Source organism: Psychrobium sp. nBUS_13, from assembly GCF_051201665.1.
GTDB lineage: Bacteria > Pseudomonadota > Gammaproteobacteria > Enterobacterales > Psychrobiaceae > Psychrobium.
The window spans coordinates 65,345-86,097 of record NZ_CP179210.1 but is presented as its reverse complement, the minus strand read 5'-3'; the positions used below and the strand labels follow the sequence as shown (position 1 = coordinate 86,097).

Below are 20,753 nucleotides of genomic sequence, written 5' to 3'. Positions count from 1 at the left end.
TCCAATTAATAATGACAAGAGTTCAGCATCGAAGCGCTGAACTCTTTACTGGTTATTTACTAAATTTAGCCTTAATACCAGCTTCAAATGACTTATTAAGTTCTGTCACTTTATCAACCGTTTCATTCGGTGAGGTAACAGACAACACATAATGTTCAATCTTCCAACCAGCATCAGTCATTCGTATAACACCTGAACCGCGACAAATACCTAAATTACGCGTATCAAGTAGCTCATCAAACCAAGCAATTTTGCGATCTTCAGAGAAATATATATTGCGATCTATTGCCGTAAAATCCCACGCTTTGCCGCGTTCAAAGTATTTCTTGCTCCAATCGAAAAACGCATCTTTACGCCAGTTTTCTAAAGCATCAGTGCCAATGAAAATAGACTCTTTATTCATCGCACCAAAGTAGCCATCAGCATCAGCTTTTGCAGCAGCACGATGCCATTGTTCCATGAACTGATTAATTTGGATCGTTGCAACTTCAGTATCGGGTTTTATAGTTGACTGACAGCCAGTTAGTGCACCAAGCATTAACATGCCAGCAACTGCCGATAAATATATTTTCTTCATAGGGTGTCCTTGTAAATTTAAGGTATTTGTTCTTCATGTCCTTCGACAAATTCAGTTTTAGTACCGTCGTTGTGTAAATCGCATATTAAACGTGGTGAACCATCACTGTTGAGTTCTAGGTAACCCAAGCCGCTTTTCGCTATTAAACGGCGTTGTCCAGCACCCATGACATCCCGACCTTTTACACGCATAGAACGACGCTTAGTGAAAAAGTTAAGTGGCGAGTATGAACCATATAACCAACGGTTAAGATGATCGAGACAGCCAATCAGCGGCTCTGGGAACATATTTTTGATTCCACTGGATGTTACTTGCCATATCTTGGGTGAGTGTTCTCTAAATCTAAGCTCGATGTCATAGACAAACGAATAATGGACGTCACCAGATAAAATCACAAAATGTTGTGGTGTCTTGGGGTGCCTAAAGATATTAAGAATTGTGCTGGCCGAACCTGGATGAGCCATCCAGTTTTCAGCATCCACCACAAGCGGTTTACCACAGGTTGTCGCAATGCGCTGGATGGTTTCAATAATTTTCACACCAAAAATCGGCGCTGGTGATACTAATAAAATAGCATCTTCGCCGATCAATTCTTGTTGGAGTTCACACATGGCTTCCCAATCCATCAAACCAGATGGGTGTGCAAGATCTTGCTCACTGCGCCAACGTCGGGTACGACTATCAACAACAACAACTTTTGGATAGGTGTCTAGCGTAAAGTGCCATTTAGCGAATTGCAGCACTTTATCAATAAATGAATCATGATTCTCTTTATTGGGTAAGCCATTATAACTATTAGCTATTCCCATGAAATCACTATCAAACTGTGATGGATCGTTGCCCCAACCTTGGCACAACCAGTATCCCATCATCATGTTACCAATGATCCGTTTAGAAAATGGATTCTCATAAGCGGCTTGCTCCCACAATGCCGTCAGATTCCAATCGTCAGTGACGTCGTGGTCGTCGAAAATCATGTAGGTTGGAATATGAGCCAGTAAACGTTGAACTTGTGGCAGTCCGTCAATAAATCCAGTAATGGCATCACGCTCACCTTTATGCATTTTTTCAAACGCACTCGGCACATCATAACCACTCAACGAAACCTTACTCCACAACGATGGCGACCACACCATCAAGTACATTGCCATCACTTCGGCAAACGAAATCAAATGGTTATGAGCATACACGGAGGTGAAAATATCTTGTTTAGCATTCTTACGATACCAAGGCGCACCAAGCTCAGTGGTCGGTAGATAATCATGGCGATAATAATACTGTTCGTTGAGCTGATGTAATTCATCAGCGGTTTTTAACTCACAACCGTCAAATAACTCATCATTGAGTCCCAGTAAATCAATCACCTGATGAATAGCGTAAAGCGTTGGTGCGGCAACGTGATCTGCATAAATCTGATCACCACTCATCATCAACAACGAGGGCCTTGACTCGCTGTCACTTAATGCATTACTAATCAAGTTATCACCAGCCAACAGACTGTCTTCGCAACCAGCATGCGGATTACGACAAGAGCCATGTAAAATATTGGTAATTTGAGGCTGAATAATAAAGGATGGGCGTGACTTTCCGTCATACATCAAATGAGGAAGAGACTTTGCTAGAGGTTCAATGCCTCGCTCTGTATCAAGCAATAAATCATATTCAATATAGGTATCTATTGGTAAATCTATCTCGATATCCAATAAGTGAATAACCGCGTTAGCGCCTACGCGATATTCACTAACGCTGTCTTTAGCCAGCGCAACATTCATTACTGATTGATCGTCAATATAGCACTGAAACTGGCCACGACACGGTTGTGGACTCACCCACCACAAAATCAATTGTGTCGTTGATAAACGCCGTAAAATCGGCCCAGCGAGAATATTGTCTAACACGTATAAACCTTGTTTTCCCTCAAAATAATGCCTTGTTATCTCGCAAAAAATTGGCAATAGCAAGTAACAATAGTGACAATGCACAAAAATTGCTTCAAGGATACTTTGTTGATGGGCATTAGCCACGAATTACGGTATATTTGTAACAAATTTTTTAAACAAGTTTGTTGGAGACGTTCATGGCCGCGCTAGGCACCCTATACATTGTTTCAGCCCCAAGTGGTGCAGGTAAATCGAGTTTAATTTCGGCGTTAATCCAGAAAAACACAGTCAAAGACTTGCAAGTTTCAGTGTCACACACCACTCGAGGCCCTCGTCCAGGTGAAGAAAATGGTATTCACTACCATTTTGTCAATGTAGATGAGTTCAAATCACTAATCGATGACGGGGTGTTTTTTGAGTGGGCGCAGGTTTTCGATAACTATTACGGCACATCACGTACCGTCATAGAAGAACAGCTAGCCAATGGTATTGATGTTTTCTTAGATATCGATTGGCAAGGTGCTCGCCAAGTGAAAGAACTGATGCCACAAGCAAAGGGCATTTTCATCATGCCGCCTTCGCGTAATGAGCTTGAACGACGCTTAGTTGGTCGTGGTACTGATAGTGATGAAGTCATCACGTCACGCATGCAGCAAGCAGTTAGTGAAATGTCACATTATGACGAGTATGATTATTTAATTATTAATGATGATTTTGAACAAGCGTTAGTCGATTTTAGTGCTATTATCAAAGGCAATCGTCTAGCTAGAGCACAACAATCACTAAAACATAGTGATATGTTAAAAGATCTGTTGGCGCAGTAATTCAAATCGAGTATACTTTTGCGTCATTTTTTATACACACAAATTTAGGAGTTTCCATGGCTCGCGTAACAGTTGAAGATGCTTTAGATCAAGTTGGTAACCGTTTTGACTTAATCCTAACAGCAGCACGTCGTGCTCGTCAGTTAGCAAACGGCGGCCAAGACGCTCTAGTAGACGAAGAAAACGATAAACCAACAGTAGTAGCACTTCGTGAAATTGAAAAAGGTCTAGTGACCAATGAAACAATGGATGAGTGTGAGCGTGTTGTACAACGCGAACAAGAAGCGGCTGAACTTGCTGCGGTAGCTGCCATTGCAGAAGGCCGAATCAGCGAGTAATTGCGCTTCATCCTTTTCAACGTCGGGGTGAATATTGTATCTCATAGAAAACCTAGTAGAGGTAGCATCGAGCTACCTTGAACCTGCTCAAGTTGAGCAAGTCATTGAAGCTTACAAAGTCGCTCATGCAGCGCACGAAGGTCAATTCCGCTCGTCAGGCGAACCTTATGTAACTCACCCCGTCGCTGTTTGCCAAATTTTGGCAGACATGCGTCTTGACCACGAAACGTTAATGGCAGCATTGCTCCATGACGTTATCGAAGATACTGAAGTCACCCAAGACGAACTCGCCGCACAATTTGGTGTCACCGTTGGTGAACTCGTTGAAGGTGTTTCCAAACTCGACAAGCTTAAATTTCGCGATAAGAAAGAGGCGCAAGCCGAAAACTTTCGTAAAATGATGATGGCAATGGTGCAAGATTTACGAGTTATTCTGATAAAACTTGCTGACCGCACTCACAACATGCGCACTTTGGGTTCATTACGCCCTGATAAACGTCGCCGCATTGCCCGCGAAACCTTAGATATTTACGCGCCAATTGCCAATCGTCTCGGTATTCATAATATTAAATATGAATTGGAAGAGCTTGGTTTTAAAGGGCTTTACCCAAACCGTTTTCGTGTTCTAAATGAAGTTGTAAAGCACGCCAAAGGTAATCGCAAAGAGATGCTCAACAACGTCGAACAAGAGATTCTTGGTCGACTTGAAGAAGCGGATATCAAAGCTGAAATAGTAGGTCGTCAAAAGAATCTTTATTCCATTTATAACAAAATGCGTAGTAAAGAGATTCAATTTGAAGACGTGATGGATATTTACGCATTCCGTATTATCGTTGACAGTATCGACACCTGTTATCGTAGCCTTGGCGCAATCCATACCTTATTCAAGCCGCGCCCAGGACGTTTTAAAGATTATATTGCACTGCCTAAAGCCAATGGTTATCAATCATTGCATACATCTTTGTTAGGACCACACGGCATTCCTGTAGAAGTACAAATTCGTACTGAGCACATGGATCAAATGGCTAACAAAGGCGTCGCTGCCCATTGGGTTTATAAAAATGATGACTCTCAAGGTACAACAGCTCAAGTACGTGCTCGTCGTTGGGTTCAAAGCTTATTAGAGCTACAACAAAGTGCCGGCAACTCATTTGAATTTATCGAAAATGTCAAAACAGACTTATTCCCTGACGAAATTTATGTCTTCACGCCAGACGGTAACCTGTTAGAACTTCCTGCAGGATCAACACCTGTTGATTTTGCTTATGCTGTGCACACCGATGTTGGTAACGCCTGTGTAGGTAGTCGTGTTAATAGACAAGCGTATCCATTAAGCCAACCACTGACCAGCGGTCAAACCGTTGAAATCATCACAGCACCAGGCTCTCAGCCAAACGCTGCATGGTTGAATTTTGTAGTGACAGCACGCGCCCGATCTAAAATTAGAAACATTCTTAAAAATCGTCATACCCAAGAATCAATTAAGTTGGGTCGTCGCCTACTTAAACACGCGATGGGTGATATTGAGCTTGATACCTTAGATCAGGAGTTAGTCGCCAGAGTCGTTAAAGACACCAATAATGAATCTTTTGACGAACTACTTTCAAACATTGGCCTTGGCAATGCGATGAGTTTTGCAATCGCGCATCAATTGACTGACGGCCTTGTTGATGAAGATCAGCAAAAAGTGTCAATTAAAGGTGCCGACGGTATGTTGGTTTCTTATGCTAAATGTTGTCGCCCAATTCCAGGCGATCCAGTCATTGCGCATTTAAGTCCAGGAAAGGGTTTAGTGATTCACATAGAGTCTTGTGCCAATATTTCTGGGTTTGAAAAAGAAAAAGACAAGTATGTCCATGTTGAATGGAACAACGACAGCGAAGAAGAATATGTCACGCGTATGCGTATTGAGATGATCAACCATCAAGGTATTTTAGCAGCAGTAACTACCGCAATCTCTAAAGCTGGCGCCAATATACATTCGATGAATACGGAAGAAAGAGAAGGTAAGATCTACATGATTGACGCCCTAATTAGTGTCAACGATCGTATTCATCTTGCGAACGTGTTCCGTCGTGTTCGCGTATTAACAGACGTAATTAAAGTATCACGTATCAAACATTAACTTTTATAGAGAATAATAAGATGGCGAATAAAGAAATTATTGCAACAGACAATGCTCCCGCAGCTATTGGTACCTACAGCCAGGCTGTAAAAGTCGACAATACTGTTTATCTGTCAGGTCAGATCCCATTAGTTCCATCAACGATGGAAATGGTCAGCGAAGATTTTGAAGCACAAGTAGTTCAAGTATTTGACAACTTAACAGCAGTGACTAAAGCCGCTGGCGGTAACATGAATGATATCGTCAAACTTAATATCTTCATGACTGACTTAAGTAACTTCGCCACGGTTAATGATGTTATGTCTCGTTACTTTGAGCAGCCTTACCCGGCACGTGCAGCAATTGAAGTAAGTGCGCTACCAAAAGGTAGTCAAGTTGAAATGGATGGCGTGATGGTGCTTTAGACCACCTTTAACGACTCATTAAAAAAGCCCAAATAACTGTGTTATTTGGGCTTTTTTTTATTTGCTATCTGAAATTAGTCATTAAAACCAAAATTTAGAAAACAGAGATTGTAACCAAGCGAAATAAGCTAAAATTCGTTTGATATAAGCAATGACTGCAGCAATTGCAGGATGAATTGGTGCTGGTTTTGCTTCAATAGCAATAGACACACTCTTTTCAACCGATAACTCACCATCAGATACGACTAGTGTAAATACTACCGTTGTATCTTCATCAACTTCTGGCGCAGTAAAGCTTAATGTCGCAGTTGTTGCATCGAATGCAACAGCAGGACCAGCAGTTTGTGTCCATAGGTAAGTTAACTCATCGCCTTGTTCATCGGCAGCTATCGCAGTTACCGATACTGATTCACCTTCAGTCACAGCGTCAACTGTTGGAATGTCCAATGTTGGTGCTGTATTAACGATGGGTGCATCACCACAAGCGGCGCCAAAGATTTGTTGAACCCATTCAGGACGATCGATAAACGGATTACGGTTACCTTGGAACTCATATACCACAGTATTGCGGTTACGTTCCCAGTCGCTTACAGGATCCGCTTGATGCCAAGCATAAAGCGTACAAAGTTTACCTAATTCAGGAGAACCGTTTTCAGTACCAACGCGATCTACTAATACAAGATCTGGTGTGTTGTCTGAAGCAGCGCCTTCATAACGCACATCCATATAGAACAGCATACGTGCTACGTCACCTTTCATGGTGTCGCGAGGCTCAAATGAATCACCATCTTTTGCATTTTCAGGTGCTTCAGTAATTGGTGTACCGCCATTATCGAAATCTAAGTTACTGCGCTCTGAGTTTACTGATGCATCAGCTGGACGAAGATGGTGTGCATCCGTGTAAGCAAACTGACCTTGGTCAGGGAAGCCATGACTCTTAGCCCATACGTGCTCACGGTTCCAAGCGTCACCACTATTACCGATTTTACCCGCATTTAGACCTTTACCAATTGAACGACCAGTATAGATTTCAATAACCTTACCAGCATCATTTGGATCTTCATCTGAATGCGTAACGACAGTCCAAACTTCACTGTAAGTTAATTTCTTCTGATCTTTAGTGATATCTTGGTTAATCGCGCCACGTAGTTCCTCATCAGAAGCGACTAATGCATTAGCGTAATAAACGTTTTCATTGTACGTTGCACGATCAGCAATCTTAGCGACCGTTGGACAGTTAGTACATTCATCATCATTTGGTTGAACCTCAGGAACACGCTCGACATCAGGACAAACTTGGTCGCCAAAACAGCCTAAGCCATCACTAGTGTCTTTTGGTAGAACAATCCACTCACTGACACCAGCGCCTGGATATTCGTCACCGACGATTTTATCACCAACAACAACACTATTCTTACGACGAAGTGTTTTATCTTTACTGTTGAAGTCACCATTTGACCATGACGTGCCAGGATCGCTACCGTATTGGCCAAAGCTATCAACTACTGCACCGTTTAATAGTAATAAAATAGCATCATCACCATTAAATGCAGTAACGTTCGATTCAATACCATCGGCAATTTTAAATGCGTTTGCAGCGCCTTTGTTATAAATAACTAAGGTACCTTGAGAAGCTAATGCACCTGATAAATCAAGAGTGTATTTTGCGTCAGTTGCACCATTTGAATACATCGCGATTGAATAGCCAGCAAGGTCTAATTCTGTCGCTGCAGTGTTCGCAATTTCAATCGCTTTGTTAAAGCTACCGCCCTCAATGTATTCAGAGAATACTAACGGCGATTCAGCAGTTGGTAATTCCACTGGCGGTGTCGGCTCAACCGGATCGACAGGGTCTACAGGATCAACCGGTGGAGTAACGCTGCCGTCACAGGCTTCAACACCATCACAACCTAAACCGTTTGCTGTATCTTTCTCAAATACTTGCCATTGTTGCTCTAACGCAGGAAATGCATCATCCACAATAACATCGCCAGTTACTACACTCTCAAGACGTCGCAAGGTTCTATCCTGAGTCGCGAAGCCATTTGGACCATTCCACGATGAACCAGGATCAGTACCGACTTGACCAAAGCTATCAACAACAGCGCCATTTAGTGTCAGCGTTAGTGCATCATCGCCATTGAAAAAGGTAACAGATGATTCAATACCTTGCGGTGCAGGCTTCTTAAATGAATCTGTTGCGCGGCTATTGTAGATGACTAAGCTAGCACCAGCTGCTAATTCACCTGTTAATTCTTGTGGGTTGCGGGCATCTGTTCCGCCATTAGAGTGAAGATTTAATACATACCCTGTTAAATCTAATGCTTGTGAACCCCGGTTAGTTAGTTCGACAGCTTTATTATTACTACCACCTTCAACATACTCAGTAATAATCAAATCTGCTTGTGCGGCAGTTGATACGCCAAGTGCTAAAGCTAATGCACTTAATTGTAGCTTGTTAGTTATTTTCATCATTGGATTCCATGATTTTTTATAATGCGTTAAACGCGTTTGTAAAATTGGCATTGATATTTGCCCAGCTACTGAGCAATAAAACATCAGAAGAAAAGTTAATTTTTCTTAATTTCCCAATTTTCAGGCATTTAACCTAAGTCCAAAAGCATTGTCCACAGACCAAAATAAGTACAAAAGAACCATGAATGATTTATTTAAATATAAAGGGTTGAATTAAATAACATTATCAAAACCAAGCAAGAATTGTTACAATATCGCAACATATCAAATGCGTGACAGGCATCACGAAGACATTCAGACAGAATAAAAAACAACCTACTTTTCAAGGGCTAGTTCACATATCAATAACCTGTCACTAGTGACAGATATTTACCTATAAAATATGTTAATCAATTGTTAATTTGATAATTCCCTAATTTCCCGTTACTCGATGTAATATTTTGTCACAGCTAGCACTTGCGATTTAATCACACGGCGTATATTGTCAAACAACACTAAGCTCGACTAAGAAATCAATGTTACATCACACCAGCATGCTTACTTCACCTCTCACCGATCTCAAAGGCGTTGGTGACAAAATGGCGCAACGTCTCGAAAAAATAGGTTTAAGAACAATTGAAGACATGCTGTTTCATTTACCTAGTCGATACGAAGACCGTACCAAGCTTTATTTTCTCAACCAGTTAGTGCCTGGTGACCATGTCAGCTTTATTGCAACAATCGAACATTGCGAGTTAACCAACGGTCGTCGTCGCATGTTAATTTGTCACGTGAGTGACGATTTTGGGCGTGCTTCGTTGTTATTTTTTAATTTCGCTGCCAGTCAAAAGAATGCGCTCCAGGCCGGACGAAAAATACGTTGTTTTGGCGAGATTAAACGCGGTAGTCGTGGCATTGAGATTGTTCACCCCGAATACAAGTTTGTTGACGAATATAGCCAAATCGAAACCCAAGAAACATTAACAGCGGTTTATCCAACTACCGATGGCGTTAAGCAAATCACCATGCGAAATATCGCGCAACAAGTGGTAGATTATTTAAAGCGTTTCGAAATAACCGACCTGTTACCACCAAATCTTTATGCGCAACAGTCAACATTAAAAGAAGCACTCTTGTATATCCACCAGCCCCCACCAGAGGCCGATACAGAACTATTGACCACGGGTCAACACCCAATGCAACAGCGCTTAGCCCTAGAAGAGCTTATTGCCCATAATCTTTCTATGTTGCAAGCTAAACAACAAACAAAAAACCTTAAATCGGTCATCATTAATCCAACTAATCCACTTGAGAAAAAACTGCTATCTTCACTGCCTTTTTCACCGACTAATGCGCAGCAACGCGTCATTGGCGAAATAAAACAAGACATGACGTTAGAACAACCGATGATGCGATTAGTGCAAGGAGATGTTGGCTCAGGAAAAACGCTGGTTGCAGCATTGGCATCACTTGGCCCACTGTCGCAAGGTCATCAAGTCGTATTAATGGCGCCTACAGAGCTATTAGCAGAACAACATGCCATTAATTTCGAGCACTGGTTAGCCCCTTTAGGACTTAAAGTTGGTTGGTTGGCGGGTAAACTAAAAGGAAAGAAACGCGAGAAAACAATGCAGGAAATTGCTGATGGCACTGTCAATATGATTGTCGGCACCCATGCTGTTTTTCAACCTGACGTCAATTATCACAATCTCGCCTTAGTCATTATTGACGAACAACACAGGTTTGGCGTGCAACAACGCCTCGCATTGCGAGAAAAAGGATTGCATAACAATTGCTATCCTCACCAACTTGTCATGACAGCCACCCCGATACCTCGCACTCTAGCAATGACAGCCTATGCAGATCTAGACACATCAGTCATTGATGAACTTCCGCCAGGCAGAACTCCCGTGAAAACGGTTGCCATTGGTGACTTGAGACGAGATGAAGTTATTGAGCGTGTTAAAAATGCATGTCTCAATGGTCGTCAAAGTTATTGGGTATGCACCCTGATTGATGAATCCGAAGTATTGCAATGTCAGGCAGCAGAGCAAACGGCAACGGAACTAACTGCGTTATTAACAGACTTAAAAGTAGGTTTGGTTCATGGCCGGATGAGCGCCAAAGAAAAACAAATGGTAATGGAATCGTTTAAGCAAGGCGACATTCATCTTCTAGTTGCTACAACTGTCATTGAAGTAGGTGTTGATGTTCCTAATGCAAGCCTAATGATTATTGAAAACCCAGAACGCCTTGGCTTAGCTCAACTTCATCAGCTACGTGGACGTGTAGGTCGCGGCAGTGTTGAAAGCCATTGTGTCTTGCTATACAAAACACCGTTATCTTATACCGCAAACAAGCGTTTAGGCGTGCTGAGAGAAACCAATGACGGTTTTGTCATTGCGCAAAAGGATCTTGAAATTCGTGGGCCCGGTGAAGTATTGGGCACCAAGCAAACCGGCCTAGCAGATTTAAAAATTGCTGATCTAGTTAGAGATCAGCAATTAGTACCACAGGTTGGCTACTTAGCTAATCAGTTAATTATTCATTACCCACAGTGGGTTGGCCCCATTGTAAAACGCTGGCTTGGGAATAAAAGTCACTTTAGCCAAGCGTAACGAGGATTTATTTATGCAAGAAAATCAAAGCTCAACAGAAACAAAAGCGCCAATGAAAATTTACGCGATTGGCGCATTAATTTTAGTGTCAGCGGTTGCTGGCGTTATAATCCTCAATAGCGAAACGCCAGCGCCGCCGCCAGCAACATCGATCGAAGTTGTTGAACCCAAAGTTATTCCAGTGGCAGAAATTGAAGTTGAACCCACTCCAGCACCAATCGCTGAACCCGCAAAGGTTACTGAGGAAAAGACTGTAATTCCAGAAGCAGTGACAACAGAGCTCATAGAGCCTGAGGTTGAGCCAGAACCTGAACCGCTTCCGACACTAGATGAGTCAGACACTTTAGCCATTGATAAAGCCAAAGAGCTATCTTGGCTGCCAACGGCAACTAACCATCTAAATAATAAAGATATAGTTAGAAATTTCGTCACCTTTGTTGATAATGCATCGCGTGGAGATCTTGCAGCCAAATTCAGTCCAATCTTATCCCCCAGTGCTAAATTTTCGATTAATGAAATCGAACAAGAGATGTATATTGATCCTGAAAGTTATGAACGTTATACGCCATACGTCGACACCATTAATTCACTCAATGTTGACATGGCAATAGACGCCTTAGTGTTTATGGCGCCACTCCTTGACGAAGCTTATATGGAACTTGGCTATGAACAGGGAGCCTTTGTTGGCACATTAGATCTGGCATTAGGCGAAATGTTGCAAGCGCCTGTCATTAGAAACCCAATCAAGGTTATTGCACCATCGGCGATGTATAAATATGCCGATCCGCAATTGGAAGGTTTATCTGATATTCAAAAATTGATGTTAAGAATGGGCCCAGATAACATCACTAAATTACGCCCTAAGCTGCAACAAATTCAAGGCGCTTTAGAGCAACTAGAAAAGAGCACTCAGAACTAAGGCAGTATTACATAACGCCCAATAAATTGGGCGCTAGCTTCTTCACTATCACCTTGATACATGTTTACTATGAGCTCAATACGGTATTTATTACCTTGTTCAAGCACTGAAAAATCAGATAAGGATATAACTTCTTTCACAACACCCCGTGGTGACTCTGTAATAGGTTTTCGATACTTAATATCACCAGACGCTAAAACAATAGACCCACTAACACCAGCCTGTTGAGCACGCAAATGAATAAGACCCCAGCCAGTCAACACTGCTTGCGAATATATGGCGCCAGCAAACATGCTTTGATGCACATTAATGCTTTTCTCCATGTCAGCGCAGGTTTCAACGCGCGATGCATCATTAAAGGTAATATCTAATCCTAAAAATTCAGTAACAGGAATCCCCTGATGCCATGTCTCTACCAATCGTTGTTTTGCTGCGGGCAATAACAAACAATAATCGCCATTACCGAGCTTTTCAAAACCAAGCGATTGCCAAAAACCAAAGTCGCCATGGCTAGTTAGACGTTCGACACTGTTAGCTTTAGCTGATTCAATCAAACGAGTGACTATCTGTTTTCCTAACCCTTGCCCTCGATGTTCAGGAGCTACTACTACATCGACATGAGCAACATTATCGTCATCATTTAATAATCCAGCCCCCAGAATATGATCGCCATCAGATGCCACCATATAATCTTGCTGACGTAACTCATAATTAGCCATAAACTGGCATAATCTTAAGTTATCGCAAGGTAGAACATTCCAGTTTATTGCCATTAATTTAAACCTTTAGTGAAAAAGTTACAGGACCATCGTTAACTAAAGAAACTTGCATATCAGCACCAAACTCTCCAGTTTGGGTGTCAAAGCTCATTGCTTTACTCTGCGCCACAAAATATTCATATAACGATTTAGCATCACTGGGTGTCGCTGCAGCAGAAAAACCAGGACGTAATCCCTTACTTGTGTCCGCAGCTAAGGTGAATTGAGATACCACCAACAGCTCACCTTCGATGTCTTTAAGACTTAAATTCATTTTGTCTTCTGCGTCATTAAAAATGCGATAACTCACCACTTTTTTTAATAGTTTATCAGCCAGACCCTGAGTATCATCTCTCTCTACGCCCAGCAGTACTAATAAACCTTGCTTAATTTCACCAATCGATTGGTTATCGACTTCTACTTTTGCTTGTTTTACTCGTTGAATTAACGCAATCATTTTTAAATCTATACTCTTTTACTTAACCAGTTTGCCATATTATTAGAGCCTTGAATCAGTGCATCAATAACACCAATTTCACTACTAGAATGCCCTGCGCCAGGTACAATTTGTAACTGAGAACTAGGCCACTGCTGTGCCAACATTTGTGACCCTTCTAATTTGCATACCATATCATAACGACCATGAATCAAAATGCAGTTTAGGTGCTTTATTTTATCTATATTATCAATGATATGATTGTCAGGCATAAAACATTTATTTTTATAAAAGTAACTTTCGATGCGCGCTAAAGCCAATGATTTCTTGCCAAGACCAAAGCGCTCTTTCGCCACTTTAGGTGGTACCAAATGAGACAAACGGCCCTTCCAAATGGACCATTGCTGTGCGGCAGCAAGTTGCTCAAATTCGCTGCCATGTTGAAACGCATTACAATAAGCTAGCACAGGGTCTAAAGTATCAGATCGCTCTAGTCGTTCACTGAACTCCGCGTAATGATCAGGAAATATTTGTGCCGCTCCACCATGAGGAGCAAAACGCCATTGTAAATCTTGTCGGCGCCCTAAAAATGGACTGCGTAAAATAAACCCCACCACATGTTCAGCATAACGAAATCCGTATCGTAATCCTAACTGCGCTCCCCACGAACCACCGCATACCAGCCATTTATCGATACCTAAAAATTGCCTAATAGTATCAATATCGTCAATTAACGCCTGAGCATTATTGTCTCGTAACTCGCCATAAGGCGTTGATTGTCCACAACCTCGTTGATCAAACGTCACCATTCGATAATGTTTTGGATCAAAAAATTGGGTTAAACGGGGACTGCGCCCTCCACCGGGGCCACCGTGTAAGATAACAACCGGAATACCATTGGGATTACCGTATTGAGCAATGCTTAATGTATGAATAGCAGAAACCGTTAAAGATTGCTCATCAAACGGTTTTATCTCCGGAAACAACGCGTTCATCTGTTAACTCCTTTGGCTGTTGCTCATCACTTGCAGCATTGTTAGGTGCATAAAACTCAGGTAAACCAGCAGTAATCTCAGCACCAATGAGAACCACAATCCAAGATAAATATACCCAAACAAATAGAATAGGAATTGCAGCCAGTGCGCCGTAAATCGCCTGGTATGAAGGAAAGTTACTAATATAAATAGCAAATCCTTTCTTGGTTAATTCAAATAGTACTGCGGCGATTACTGCGCCAATAAGAGCATCTCTCACCTTAACGCGAACATTTGGCACCATCAAATACATCATTAAGAATGCTAACACAGAGAAAAATAGCGGTAACCAGCGTAAGAAAAACTCCATAACCCCGCTAAAAACGCCTTCTTGCAATCCACCTAGTGAAATCACATATGAACTAATCGCAATACTAGCGCCAACAAACAGTGGGCCTAGTGTAATGACCATCCAATAGATTGAAAAAGAGATTATTAGCGGGCGTTTTTTAGGGCTTTTCCAAATCTGATTAAGTACTTTATCAATATTGGAAATTAGCATTAACGCGAAAATAACTAATGCGCCGATACCAATAGCACCGCCTTTCGAAGCATTATCAACGAATTCGCCGATCGTCTGCTGTACAACATCACCAGACGCTGGAATGAAATTGCCATACACATAGTTTTCTATTTGAGTCCGCATCGATTTAAATACTGGGAATGCCGATAAAACTGAAAATATCACCGTGACCAATGGTACTATAGACAACAATGACACATACGCGAGGTAGCCAGCTACCATGCGCAGTCTATTTTGCTTTGCACGATAAAAAACATGCATCACTAACGCCGGAATAGTAGCGATGATAGATTTAATATTTTCGACTGAAAATTTATTTTTCACTTGGCAGACCTTTGCACAACATTGTATAGATACAATAATAACCAAACCACTTGAAATTGCACGATTTCAAATAGATTGATAAGGATATAATGATGAAGAGAAACTTTTTATTTGCCCTAACACTTGTTGCCTTAGTCGGTTGTCAAAGTGCTTATTATGGCGCGATGGAAAAAGTCGGTATTCACAAGCGCGACATTTTAGTCGATCGCGTAGAAGACACACGTGATGCTCAAAACGAAGCGCAGCAGCAGTTTAATTCTGCATTAGAAGAATTATCAGCACTTATTAATTTTAATGGTGGCGAGCTAGAAACTATCTATAACAATCTTAACGACCAATACGCTGCTAGCACAGAGGCCAAAGAGCTCGTGTCAAAACGTATCGGCAATGTTGAATCAGTTGCCCAAGCACTATTTAGTGAATGGGAAGATGAAATAGACCAATATAGCAACGCAACGTTTAAACGAAACAGTTCAAAGCAACTGAGTGATACCAAACGACTATATGCCCGAATGCTGCGGAGTATGCATCAATCAGAAAAGAAAATGGACCCCGTATTAGCGGCATTAAATGATAATGTTCTTTATTTGAAACACAACTTAAACGCCAATGCAGTGAATGCGATAGAAGTTGAATTTAAGCAATTAAAACAAGAGATTGCAATTCTAATTAAAGAAGTTAATCAATCGATTGCCGAATCCAATAAGTTTATTGAAACGCTATCTAAATAACCTTGAAATGACTTTTATCGGCCACCAGCGAGGTCGATAAAAGTGCCCGTTGCATACGACGCCTCATCAGATAATAACCAGGCGATAGCATTAGCTACTTCCTCTGGCTGGCCACCACGTTGCATGGGAATTAATGGCGCAAGTCTATCGACTCGACCCGCTTCACCGCCATCAGCGTGCATATCAGTATAAATGCAACCCGGCCGAACACTATTAACCCGAATACCTTCAGCGGCGACCTCTAATGACAATCCCTTCGTCATACTATCCATTGCGCCTTTAGAGGCGGCATAATCGACATATTCACGTGGCGCGCCCGTGTACGATGCTGCAGAGCTAACGTTCACTATCGCACCACCTTGTCCGCCTAGCGCTGTCGACATTCTTTTTACAGCTTCACGAGCACATAAAAAACTGCCGGTGACATTAGTTTGCAAAACTTCATTGATACGCTCAGCCGTTAAGTCTTGCAAGCGGCACTGTTGCTTTAGAATGCCTGCGTTATTCACCAATGCCGTGATGGATCCTAAATGCTCATCAATGAATTCAAATAACTCAACAGCCTCAGATTCTTTTGCAACATCAGCCTGTTTGATTACCACATGCTCACATATTGCCAATAATTCTTGTTGTAGCGCTGTGGCCGCTTGATGATTATCGCGATAGTTAATGCAAATTCGATAACCTTGATGCGCCAATACTCTCGCTGTAGCAGCACCGATGCCGCGACTGCCTCCAGTAATTAGTGCAATTTTGGTTGGAGCAGCCATTTACGATTGCGCCTTACGAATAATGGTATCGAGATGATTCGCGAAGTTTTGGCGATCGGTTTGGCTTAACGGGGCTTGGCCGCCAGTATGAACGCCACTAGCGCGCATCGTATCCATAAAATCACGAATATTTAATCTCGCTTTAATATTAGCCTTGGTATAAAGCTCACCACGCGGACTCAATGCCTTCGCTTTCTTAGTGATGACTTCATCAGCTAACGGAATATCACTGGTAATCACTAAATCGTTGGGTTCAACCTGCTTAACGATCTCATCATCAGCGACATCAAACCCACTAAGTACGGTTTGCGTTTTAATATAGGGAGAAGGCGGAGTGGTCAGTGCATGATTAGCAACTAACGTCATGGAAATTTTGGCGCGATGAGCCGCGCGATATAAGATTTCTTTAATAACAACAGGACAAGCGTCGGCATCGACCCAAATATTCATAACAATTCAATAAGCTCAAACTAATAATGGGCTTACTCTAGCGCTATCACTCGCCAATTGATAGCGCAGAATGAAACTGACGCACCGTAAAATCTGCAGAGAATTGTTGATAAACACCTTGCCATTGCGCCAAGGGTTTATTGGATAGTATGCAAACCCGTTGATTATCTTTTAATAAACGCTCTATCTGGCTTAATTTATCTGACTGATTTAATTTAGAAATATTAGCATCTCTTCGAATCAGCTCGATAACTTGATCGTCGATATTTTCGTCAACTAATGCAATATCAGATTGCTGCATATGACGCAGAGCAGCCAGTGATAACATCTGTGCGTCTGACGTTGTTTGTATCAAGTAGAGCTCACCGTCAACACCATCGATTTGTTGTTCTTTATTCAACAAACGCTTGAATAAACCGCTTAATTTTGAAACGTCATCACTATCACCAGACGAGAAGAAACGCTCCCAAAAACGACGTCGTTGATTACCATCATTAAAGCTATCTTTTACTATTTGGCGCTTACTACCAGAGAAGCTTGCAACCTTGCCCAATGCCAAAGGAATGATACTTTCTAATCGCTCACGCCAATAACGCACCAATACTGGCGCAGCACCCTCGCTACTTATAGCAAAGACCATCGGTGAGCGATCGATAATAGATGGGGTAATGAAATGACATAGCGCTTGTGAATCGACAACGTTAGCAAAAACATTACGCGCTTTGGCTTGTGCACTAATTTGCGCATTCAGTTCATTATTTGCAGTGGCAACAAAAACTAACTGACGGTTATCTAGCATGGACTCATGATAAAGCCCGTTAATATGTTCAACACGACCAATATTCACAAACCCTTGAATTTCAGCTGATAATTCAGGAGAAACTACAGTCACATTGGCAGCGCTTTTAAGCAACAGTTCAATTTTTCGGGTGGCGACTTCGCCGCCGCCAACCACTAAAACATTAAGCTGCTGTGTATCGACGAAAATCGGAAAATACTGCATCTTCAGACTCTATGGCTTGAAAATAGCCGTTATTGTTTAGGTTTTGTTCTTCGAACTGATTGACCACATGCCCAATAATAATTAGTGAGGGTGGTTTTATATCATGTTGTTTAACTAATTCAGGCAATGAAGTTAAGGTGCCGCGAATTGTTTTTTGTTCTGGGCGCGTCCCCTTCTCAATGATTGCTGCTGGTGTATCAGGACTACGTCCATGTGCAATAAGCTGCTGCTTGATTGTTTCTAATGTATTAATTCCCATATAAAAAACGATTGTTTGCGAATCAACACTCAGGGCTGGCCACGGTAAATCCAAACGCCCTTCGGTCTGCAAATGCCCAGTAATAAAACTACAGCCCTGTGCAACACCACGATGAGTTAGCGGAATGCCAGCATAAGCAGCACATGATGATGCTGCCGTCATTCCCGGCGCAACATGACAACTGACTCCTTCAGCTAGTAAATGAAGTGCTTCTTCGCCGCCACGGCCAAATATAAAGGGATCGCCACCTTTAAGACGTAAAACACGCTTACCTAGTTTGGCTTGCTCTGCGAGTAATTCGTTAATTTTATCCTGAGTTAAGCGATGATCCGCCTGTTTTTTACCAACATAAATTAATTCACAATCGTCACTAAGTAGCGACATGATTTCGGGACTCACTAAACGGTCATAAACAGCAACATCAGCTTGCTCAATAAAGCGCAACGCTTTAATAGTTAATAGCTCAGGATCGCCTGGTCCAGCGCCAACTAAAGCCACTTCACCTTTTGCAAAAACACTCTTGCTTACTATTTGTTGAATTAAATTACTCATTGCCTATTACTCTATCATCGTAATAACAACAAAATATACCCACATGGAATAACAAACAACCATTTTTAACTTATTAGTTATAACAAAGTACAGCAAAGCTAAAAAAACCGCTAAGTTAGCGGTTTTCATTTTTGATGGTAATTAATAGTTAATGCATGGTGCCGCCACCTTCATCAAACATTAGCCCTTCTAATTGAGTAAACGCAGCTTGTTGATCAGGTAAATTAAATAACACCATCAATACGACCCACTTTAGATCATCAACGGAAAAGGATTTACTTTCAATTTGCGTGGCTCGTTCGATAACCATTTCTCGAGTTTCAGGATTTAATACACCGATGCTTTCAAGAAAATAAACGAAACCGCGACACTCTTTATCTAATTGCACACATTCGTTAGTTGTAAATACACGAACAGACTGTAAAGGTTGTTGTGATAGTGCCGAATAATCAAGACTGTTTTGCATATCTGCCAAACCCTCAATCCAAGCCAGCGCTTTAAACACGGCGTCTTTTTGAAAGCCAGCTTCTGATAACTCATCAGTCAGGATTTTATTTTCCATCATTACGTCCATCTCACTATGATTGTAATTTTCAAATAAATACATAAGACATTCAAACATTAAATTGCCCCCTTAATACGAATATAACCACCAGGTTGAGAACTAACTTGGCCGGACAATTCAAGCATCAAAAGGCGCTCGAGCACATGTTCAATTGTCATATCGCAACGTTGTGCAATAACATCAACGGCTGTCGTCTCAAAGCCAGTATTGGCTAAAATAGGATCGGCAACTGATTCTGAATGTTGACATGTGTGAATGTTGTCATGTGAATCTTTATCACCAATATCAAGCTCTTTAACAAGATTATAGTGATGAAGCTCTTCTAAAATATCGGCCACGCTTGTAATAAGTTTAGCTCCTTGAGTAATTAATTTATGACAGCCTGCCACTTTTGGATTATTAATAGAACCGGGTACTGCGAAGACCTCTCTATTTTGCTCGGAGGCAAGACGAGCAGTGATTAATGAACCGCTTTTGTCAGCGGCTTCAACGACGACAACACCTAGCGACAAACCACTGACAATACGATTGCGTCTTGGAAATTGAGAAGCTTTTGGTGTTATATCAGGCCAAAACTCCGATACTAATAATCCACGGTTGAGGATCTCAGAGGCTAAGCCCACATTAGATTTTGGATAAATTGTATTTAAACCACATCCCATTACAGCAATAGTTGCACCCTGCGCATTTAGCGCTCCGCGATGAGCACAACTATCAATTCCAGCAGCTAGTCCACTAGTAACACAAATACCATGAGCAGCTAAATCATGAGCAATACGCTTTGCCGTTTCTTTACCCGAAATGGTTGCCGCGCGACTACCAACCATAGCGACTTGTGGTGCATGCAACAATCCAACATTGCCTTGGCAAAATAGCAATAATGGTGGCGATGAGATTTCTTTAAGTAAAGGCGGGTAGTTATCATCAAAATAACTCACAACAAAACGATTTGGTTGCTGCGTTAACCAGCATTCTACCGCGGCTATTTTGTCATTTGGAGGATGTTGAATTAACGAAATTTGAGAAGCATTAAATCCAAGCTCTTTTAATTGGAGGCTTGTTAATTTGAATAACTGGAAAGCATCTAACCCACTCAATCGCTGCAATAGGCGATAAACACCTAATTGCGGCAATAAATCTAACGTGAGGACCTGATGTAGACGTTGCATTCATTCTCCTAATGACGCCTAAAAGGAGAATGAACAATTA

At 41.7% G+C, this 20,753-nt stretch carries 20 protein-coding genes; 7 read left to right on the top strand and 13 right to left on the bottom strand.

Annotation, left to right across the window (positions count from 1 at the left end; genetic code table 11):
• Window positions 1-52: 52 nt before the first annotated feature.
• Together ACMAZF_RS00385 and ACMAZF_RS00380 are read right to left on the bottom strand one after the other, a co-directional pair.
• Window positions 53-577 carry a nuclear transport factor 2 family protein gene (locus ACMAZF_RS00385; protein WP_435275535.1) on the bottom strand — a complete coding sequence of 175 codons (525 nt, stop codon included), beginning with the start codon at window positions 575-577 and terminating at the stop codon, window positions 53-55.
• A 17-nt stretch (window positions 578-594) separates the two neighbouring features.
• Window positions 595-2,475, bottom strand: coding sequence for an alkaline phosphatase family protein (locus ACMAZF_RS00380; protein WP_435275534.1), 1,881 nt, complete (start codon window positions 2,473-2,475; stop codon window positions 595-597).
• Window positions 2,476-2,654: 179 nt separating this feature from the next.
• Between ACMAZF_RS00380 and gmk the strand changes: the two genes are divergently transcribed.
• From gmk to ACMAZF_RS00360, 4 genes are read left to right on the top strand one after another with little or no spacing between them, the layout of a single operon-like run.
• Window positions 2,655-3,281 carry a guanylate kinase gene (gene gmk, locus ACMAZF_RS00375; RefSeq protein ID WP_435275533.1) on the top strand — a complete coding sequence of 209 codons (627 nt, stop codon included), beginning with the start codon at window positions 2,655-2,657 and terminating at the stop codon, window positions 3,279-3,281.
• A 56-nt stretch (window positions 3,282-3,337) separates the two neighbouring features.
• The gene (gene rpoZ / locus ACMAZF_RS00370; RefSeq protein ID WP_435275532.1) at window positions 3,338-3,619 is read left to right on the top strand and encodes a DNA-directed RNA polymerase subunit omega; all 282 of its coding nucleotides are present in this window, start codon (window positions 3,338-3,340) and stop codon (window positions 3,617-3,619) included.
• A gap of 34 nt (window positions 3,620-3,653) precedes the next feature.
• A complete protein-coding gene (gene spoT / locus ACMAZF_RS00365; RefSeq protein ID WP_435275531.1) occupies window positions 3,654-5,744 on the top strand; it encodes a bifunctional GTP diphosphokinase/guanosine-3',5'-bis pyrophosphate 3'-pyrophosphohydrolase in 2,091 nt (696 codons plus the stop codon).
• Window positions 5,745-5,764: 20 nt separating this feature from the next.
• A complete protein-coding gene (locus ACMAZF_RS00360; RefSeq protein ID WP_435275530.1) occupies window positions 5,765-6,148 on the top strand; it encodes a RidA family protein in 384 nt (127 codons plus the stop codon).
• A gap of 81 nt (window positions 6,149-6,229) precedes the next feature.
• On the opposite strand, the gene ACMAZF_RS00355 is transcribed toward ACMAZF_RS00360, so the two are convergent.
• A complete protein-coding gene (locus ACMAZF_RS00355) occupies window positions 6,230-8,674 on the bottom strand; it encodes an endonuclease (RefSeq protein WP_435275529.1) in 2,445 nt (814 codons plus the stop codon).
• 464 nt (window positions 8,675-9,138) lie between these two features.
• On the opposite strand from ACMAZF_RS00355, the gene recG reads away from it, so the two are divergent.
• Complete coding sequence (gene recG, locus ACMAZF_RS00350) at window positions 9,139-11,220, top strand: ATP-dependent DNA helicase RecG (protein ID WP_435275528.1); 2,082 nt, start codon at window positions 9,139-9,141, stop codon at window positions 11,218-11,220.
• Window positions 11,221-11,233: 13 nt separating this feature from the next.
• Window positions 11,234-12,139 (top strand): DUF3014 domain-containing protein, encoded by a 906-nt coding sequence (locus ACMAZF_RS00345; protein ID WP_435275527.1) that lies wholly within the window; start codon window positions 11,234-11,236, stop codon window positions 12,137-12,139.
• Here ACMAZF_RS00345 and ACMAZF_RS00340 read toward each other — a convergent pair.
• Genes ACMAZF_RS00340 through ACMAZF_RS00325 form a run of 4 tightly spaced genes read right to left on the bottom strand, consistent with a single transcriptional unit; the run spans window position 12,136 to window position 15,214 of the window.
• The gene (locus ACMAZF_RS00340; protein WP_435275526.1) at window positions 12,136-12,912 is read right to left on the bottom strand and encodes a YiiD C-terminal domain-containing protein; all 777 of its coding nucleotides are present in this window, start codon (window positions 12,910-12,912) and stop codon (window positions 12,136-12,138) included. The genes ACMAZF_RS00345 and ACMAZF_RS00340 overlap by 4 nt on opposite strands.
• Window positions 12,913-12,916: 4 nt before the next feature.
• Window positions 12,917-13,354 carry a D-aminoacyl-tRNA deacylase gene (dtd, locus tag ACMAZF_RS00335; RefSeq protein ID WP_435275525.1) on the bottom strand — a complete coding sequence of 146 codons (438 nt, stop codon included), beginning with the start codon at window positions 13,352-13,354 and terminating at the stop codon, window positions 12,917-12,919.
• Between the two features lie 8 nt (window positions 13,355-13,362).
• Complete coding sequence (gene pip, locus ACMAZF_RS00330) at window positions 13,363-14,328, bottom strand: prolyl aminopeptidase (protein ID WP_435275524.1); 966 nt, start codon at window positions 14,326-14,328, stop codon at window positions 13,363-13,365.
• Complete coding sequence (locus tag ACMAZF_RS00325) at window positions 14,294-15,214, bottom strand: virulence factor BrkB family protein (RefSeq protein ID WP_435275523.1); 921 nt, start codon at window positions 15,212-15,214, stop codon at window positions 14,294-14,296. Before ACMAZF_RS00325 ends, pip begins: the two co-directional genes overlap by 35 nt.
• Before the next feature lie 92 nt (window positions 15,215-15,306).
• On the opposite strand from ACMAZF_RS00325, the gene ACMAZF_RS00320 reads away from it, so the two are divergent.
• Entirely contained in the window at window positions 15,307-15,945 is a 639-nt protein-coding gene (locus ACMAZF_RS00320; RefSeq protein ID WP_435277148.1) for a DUF2959 domain-containing protein, read from the top strand.
• A gap of 14 nt (window positions 15,946-15,959) precedes the next feature.
• On the opposite strand, the gene ACMAZF_RS00315 is transcribed toward ACMAZF_RS00320, so the two are convergent.
• From ACMAZF_RS00315 to dprA, 6 genes are all read right to left on the bottom strand, one after another.
• Complete coding sequence (locus tag ACMAZF_RS00315) at window positions 15,960-16,715, bottom strand: SDR family oxidoreductase (RefSeq protein WP_435275522.1); 756 nt, start codon at window positions 16,713-16,715, stop codon at window positions 15,960-15,962.
• Window positions 16,716-17,165: a YaiI/YqxD family protein gene (locus ACMAZF_RS00310; RefSeq protein ID WP_435275521.1), complete on the bottom strand. Its 450-nt coding sequence runs from the start codon at window positions 17,163-17,165 to the stop codon at window positions 16,716-16,718.
• A 46-nt stretch (window positions 17,166-17,211) separates the two neighbouring features.
• Window positions 17,212-18,168, bottom strand: a complete 957-nt coding sequence (locus ACMAZF_RS00305; protein WP_435275520.1) for a precorrin-2 dehydrogenase/sirohydrochlorin ferrochelatase family protein — start codon at window positions 18,166-18,168, stop codon at window positions 17,212-17,214.
• A complete protein-coding gene (gene cobA / locus ACMAZF_RS00300; RefSeq protein ID WP_435275519.1) occupies window positions 18,128-18,979 on the bottom strand; it encodes a uroporphyrinogen-III C-methyltransferase in 852 nt (283 codons plus the stop codon). The genes ACMAZF_RS00305 and cobA overlap by 41 nt, the downstream gene beginning before the upstream one ends.
• Window positions 18,980-19,127: 148 nt before the next feature.
• Complete coding sequence (locus ACMAZF_RS00295; protein WP_435275518.1) at window positions 19,128-19,601, bottom strand: DUF494 family protein; 474 nt, start codon at window positions 19,599-19,601, stop codon at window positions 19,128-19,130.
• Window positions 19,601-20,713 (bottom strand): DNA-processing protein DprA, encoded by a 1,113-nt coding sequence (gene dprA / locus ACMAZF_RS00290; RefSeq protein ID WP_435275517.1) that lies wholly within the window; start codon window positions 20,711-20,713, stop codon window positions 19,601-19,603. The genes ACMAZF_RS00295 and dprA overlap by 1 nt, the downstream gene beginning before the upstream one ends.
• Between the last annotated feature and the right edge of the window lie 40 nt (window positions 20,714-20,753).

What these genes read in the sequence shown, in the direction of transcription:
- ACMAZF_RS00385 (WP_435275535.1), bottom strand. Translation starts at nt 577, where the DNA reads ATGAAGAAAATATATTTATCGGCAGTTGCTGGCATGTTAATGCTTGGT.
- gmk (WP_435275533.1), top strand. Translation starts at nt 2,655, where the DNA reads ATGGCCGCGCTAGGCACCCTATACATTGTTTCAGCCCCAAGTGGTGCA.
- rpoZ (WP_435275532.1), top strand. Translation starts at nt 3,338, where the DNA reads ATGGCTCGCGTAACAGTTGAAGATGCTTTAGATCAAGTTGGTAACCGT.
- ACMAZF_RS00360 (WP_435275530.1), top strand. Translation starts at nt 5,765, where the DNA reads ATGGCGAATAAAGAAATTATTGCAACAGACAATGCTCCCGCAGCTATT.
- ACMAZF_RS00355 (WP_435275529.1), bottom strand. Translation starts at nt 8,674, where the DNA reads ATGCCAATTTTACAAACGCGTTTAACGCATTATAAAAAATCATGGAAT.
- recG (WP_435275528.1), top strand. Translation starts at nt 9,139, where the DNA reads ATGTTACATCACACCAGCATGCTTACTTCACCTCTCACCGATCTCAAA.
- ACMAZF_RS00345 (WP_435275527.1), top strand. Translation starts at nt 11,234, where the DNA reads ATGCAAGAAAATCAAAGCTCAACAGAAACAAAAGCGCCAATGAAAATT.
- ACMAZF_RS00340 (WP_435275526.1), bottom strand. Translation starts at nt 12,912, where the DNA reads ATGGCAATAAACTGGAATGTTCTACCTTGCGATAACTTAAGATTATGC.
- dtd (WP_435275525.1), bottom strand. Translation starts at nt 13,354, where the DNA reads ATGATTGCGTTAATTCAACGAGTAAAACAAGCAAAAGTAGAAGTCGAT.
- pip (WP_435275524.1), bottom strand. Translation starts at nt 14,328, where the DNA reads ATGAACGCGTTGTTTCCGGAGATAAAACCGTTTGATGAGCAATCTTTA.
- ACMAZF_RS00320 (WP_435277148.1), top strand. Translation starts at nt 15,307, where the DNA reads ATGAAGAGAAACTTTTTATTTGCCCTAACACTTGTTGCCTTAGTCGGT.
- ACMAZF_RS00315 (WP_435275522.1), bottom strand. Translation starts at nt 16,715, where the DNA reads ATGGCTGCTCCAACCAAAATTGCACTAATTACTGGAGGCAGTCGCGGC.
- ACMAZF_RS00310 (WP_435275521.1), bottom strand. Translation starts at nt 17,165, where the DNA reads ATGAATATTTGGGTCGATGCCGACGCTTGTCCTGTTGTTATTAAAGAA.
- ACMAZF_RS00305 (WP_435275520.1), bottom strand. Translation starts at nt 18,168, where the DNA reads ATGCAGTATTTTCCGATTTTCGTCGATACACAGCAGCTTAATGTTTTA.
- cobA (WP_435275519.1), bottom strand. Translation starts at nt 18,979, where the DNA reads ATGAGTAATTTAATTCAACAAATAGTAAGCAAGAGTGTTTTTGCAAAA.
- ACMAZF_RS00295 (WP_435275518.1), bottom strand. Translation starts at nt 19,601, where the DNA reads ATGTTTGAATGTCTTATGTATTTATTTGAAAATTACAATCATAGTGAG.
- dprA (WP_435275517.1), bottom strand. Translation starts at nt 20,713, where the DNA reads ATGCAACGTCTACATCAGGTCCTCACGTTAGATTTATTGCCGCAATTA.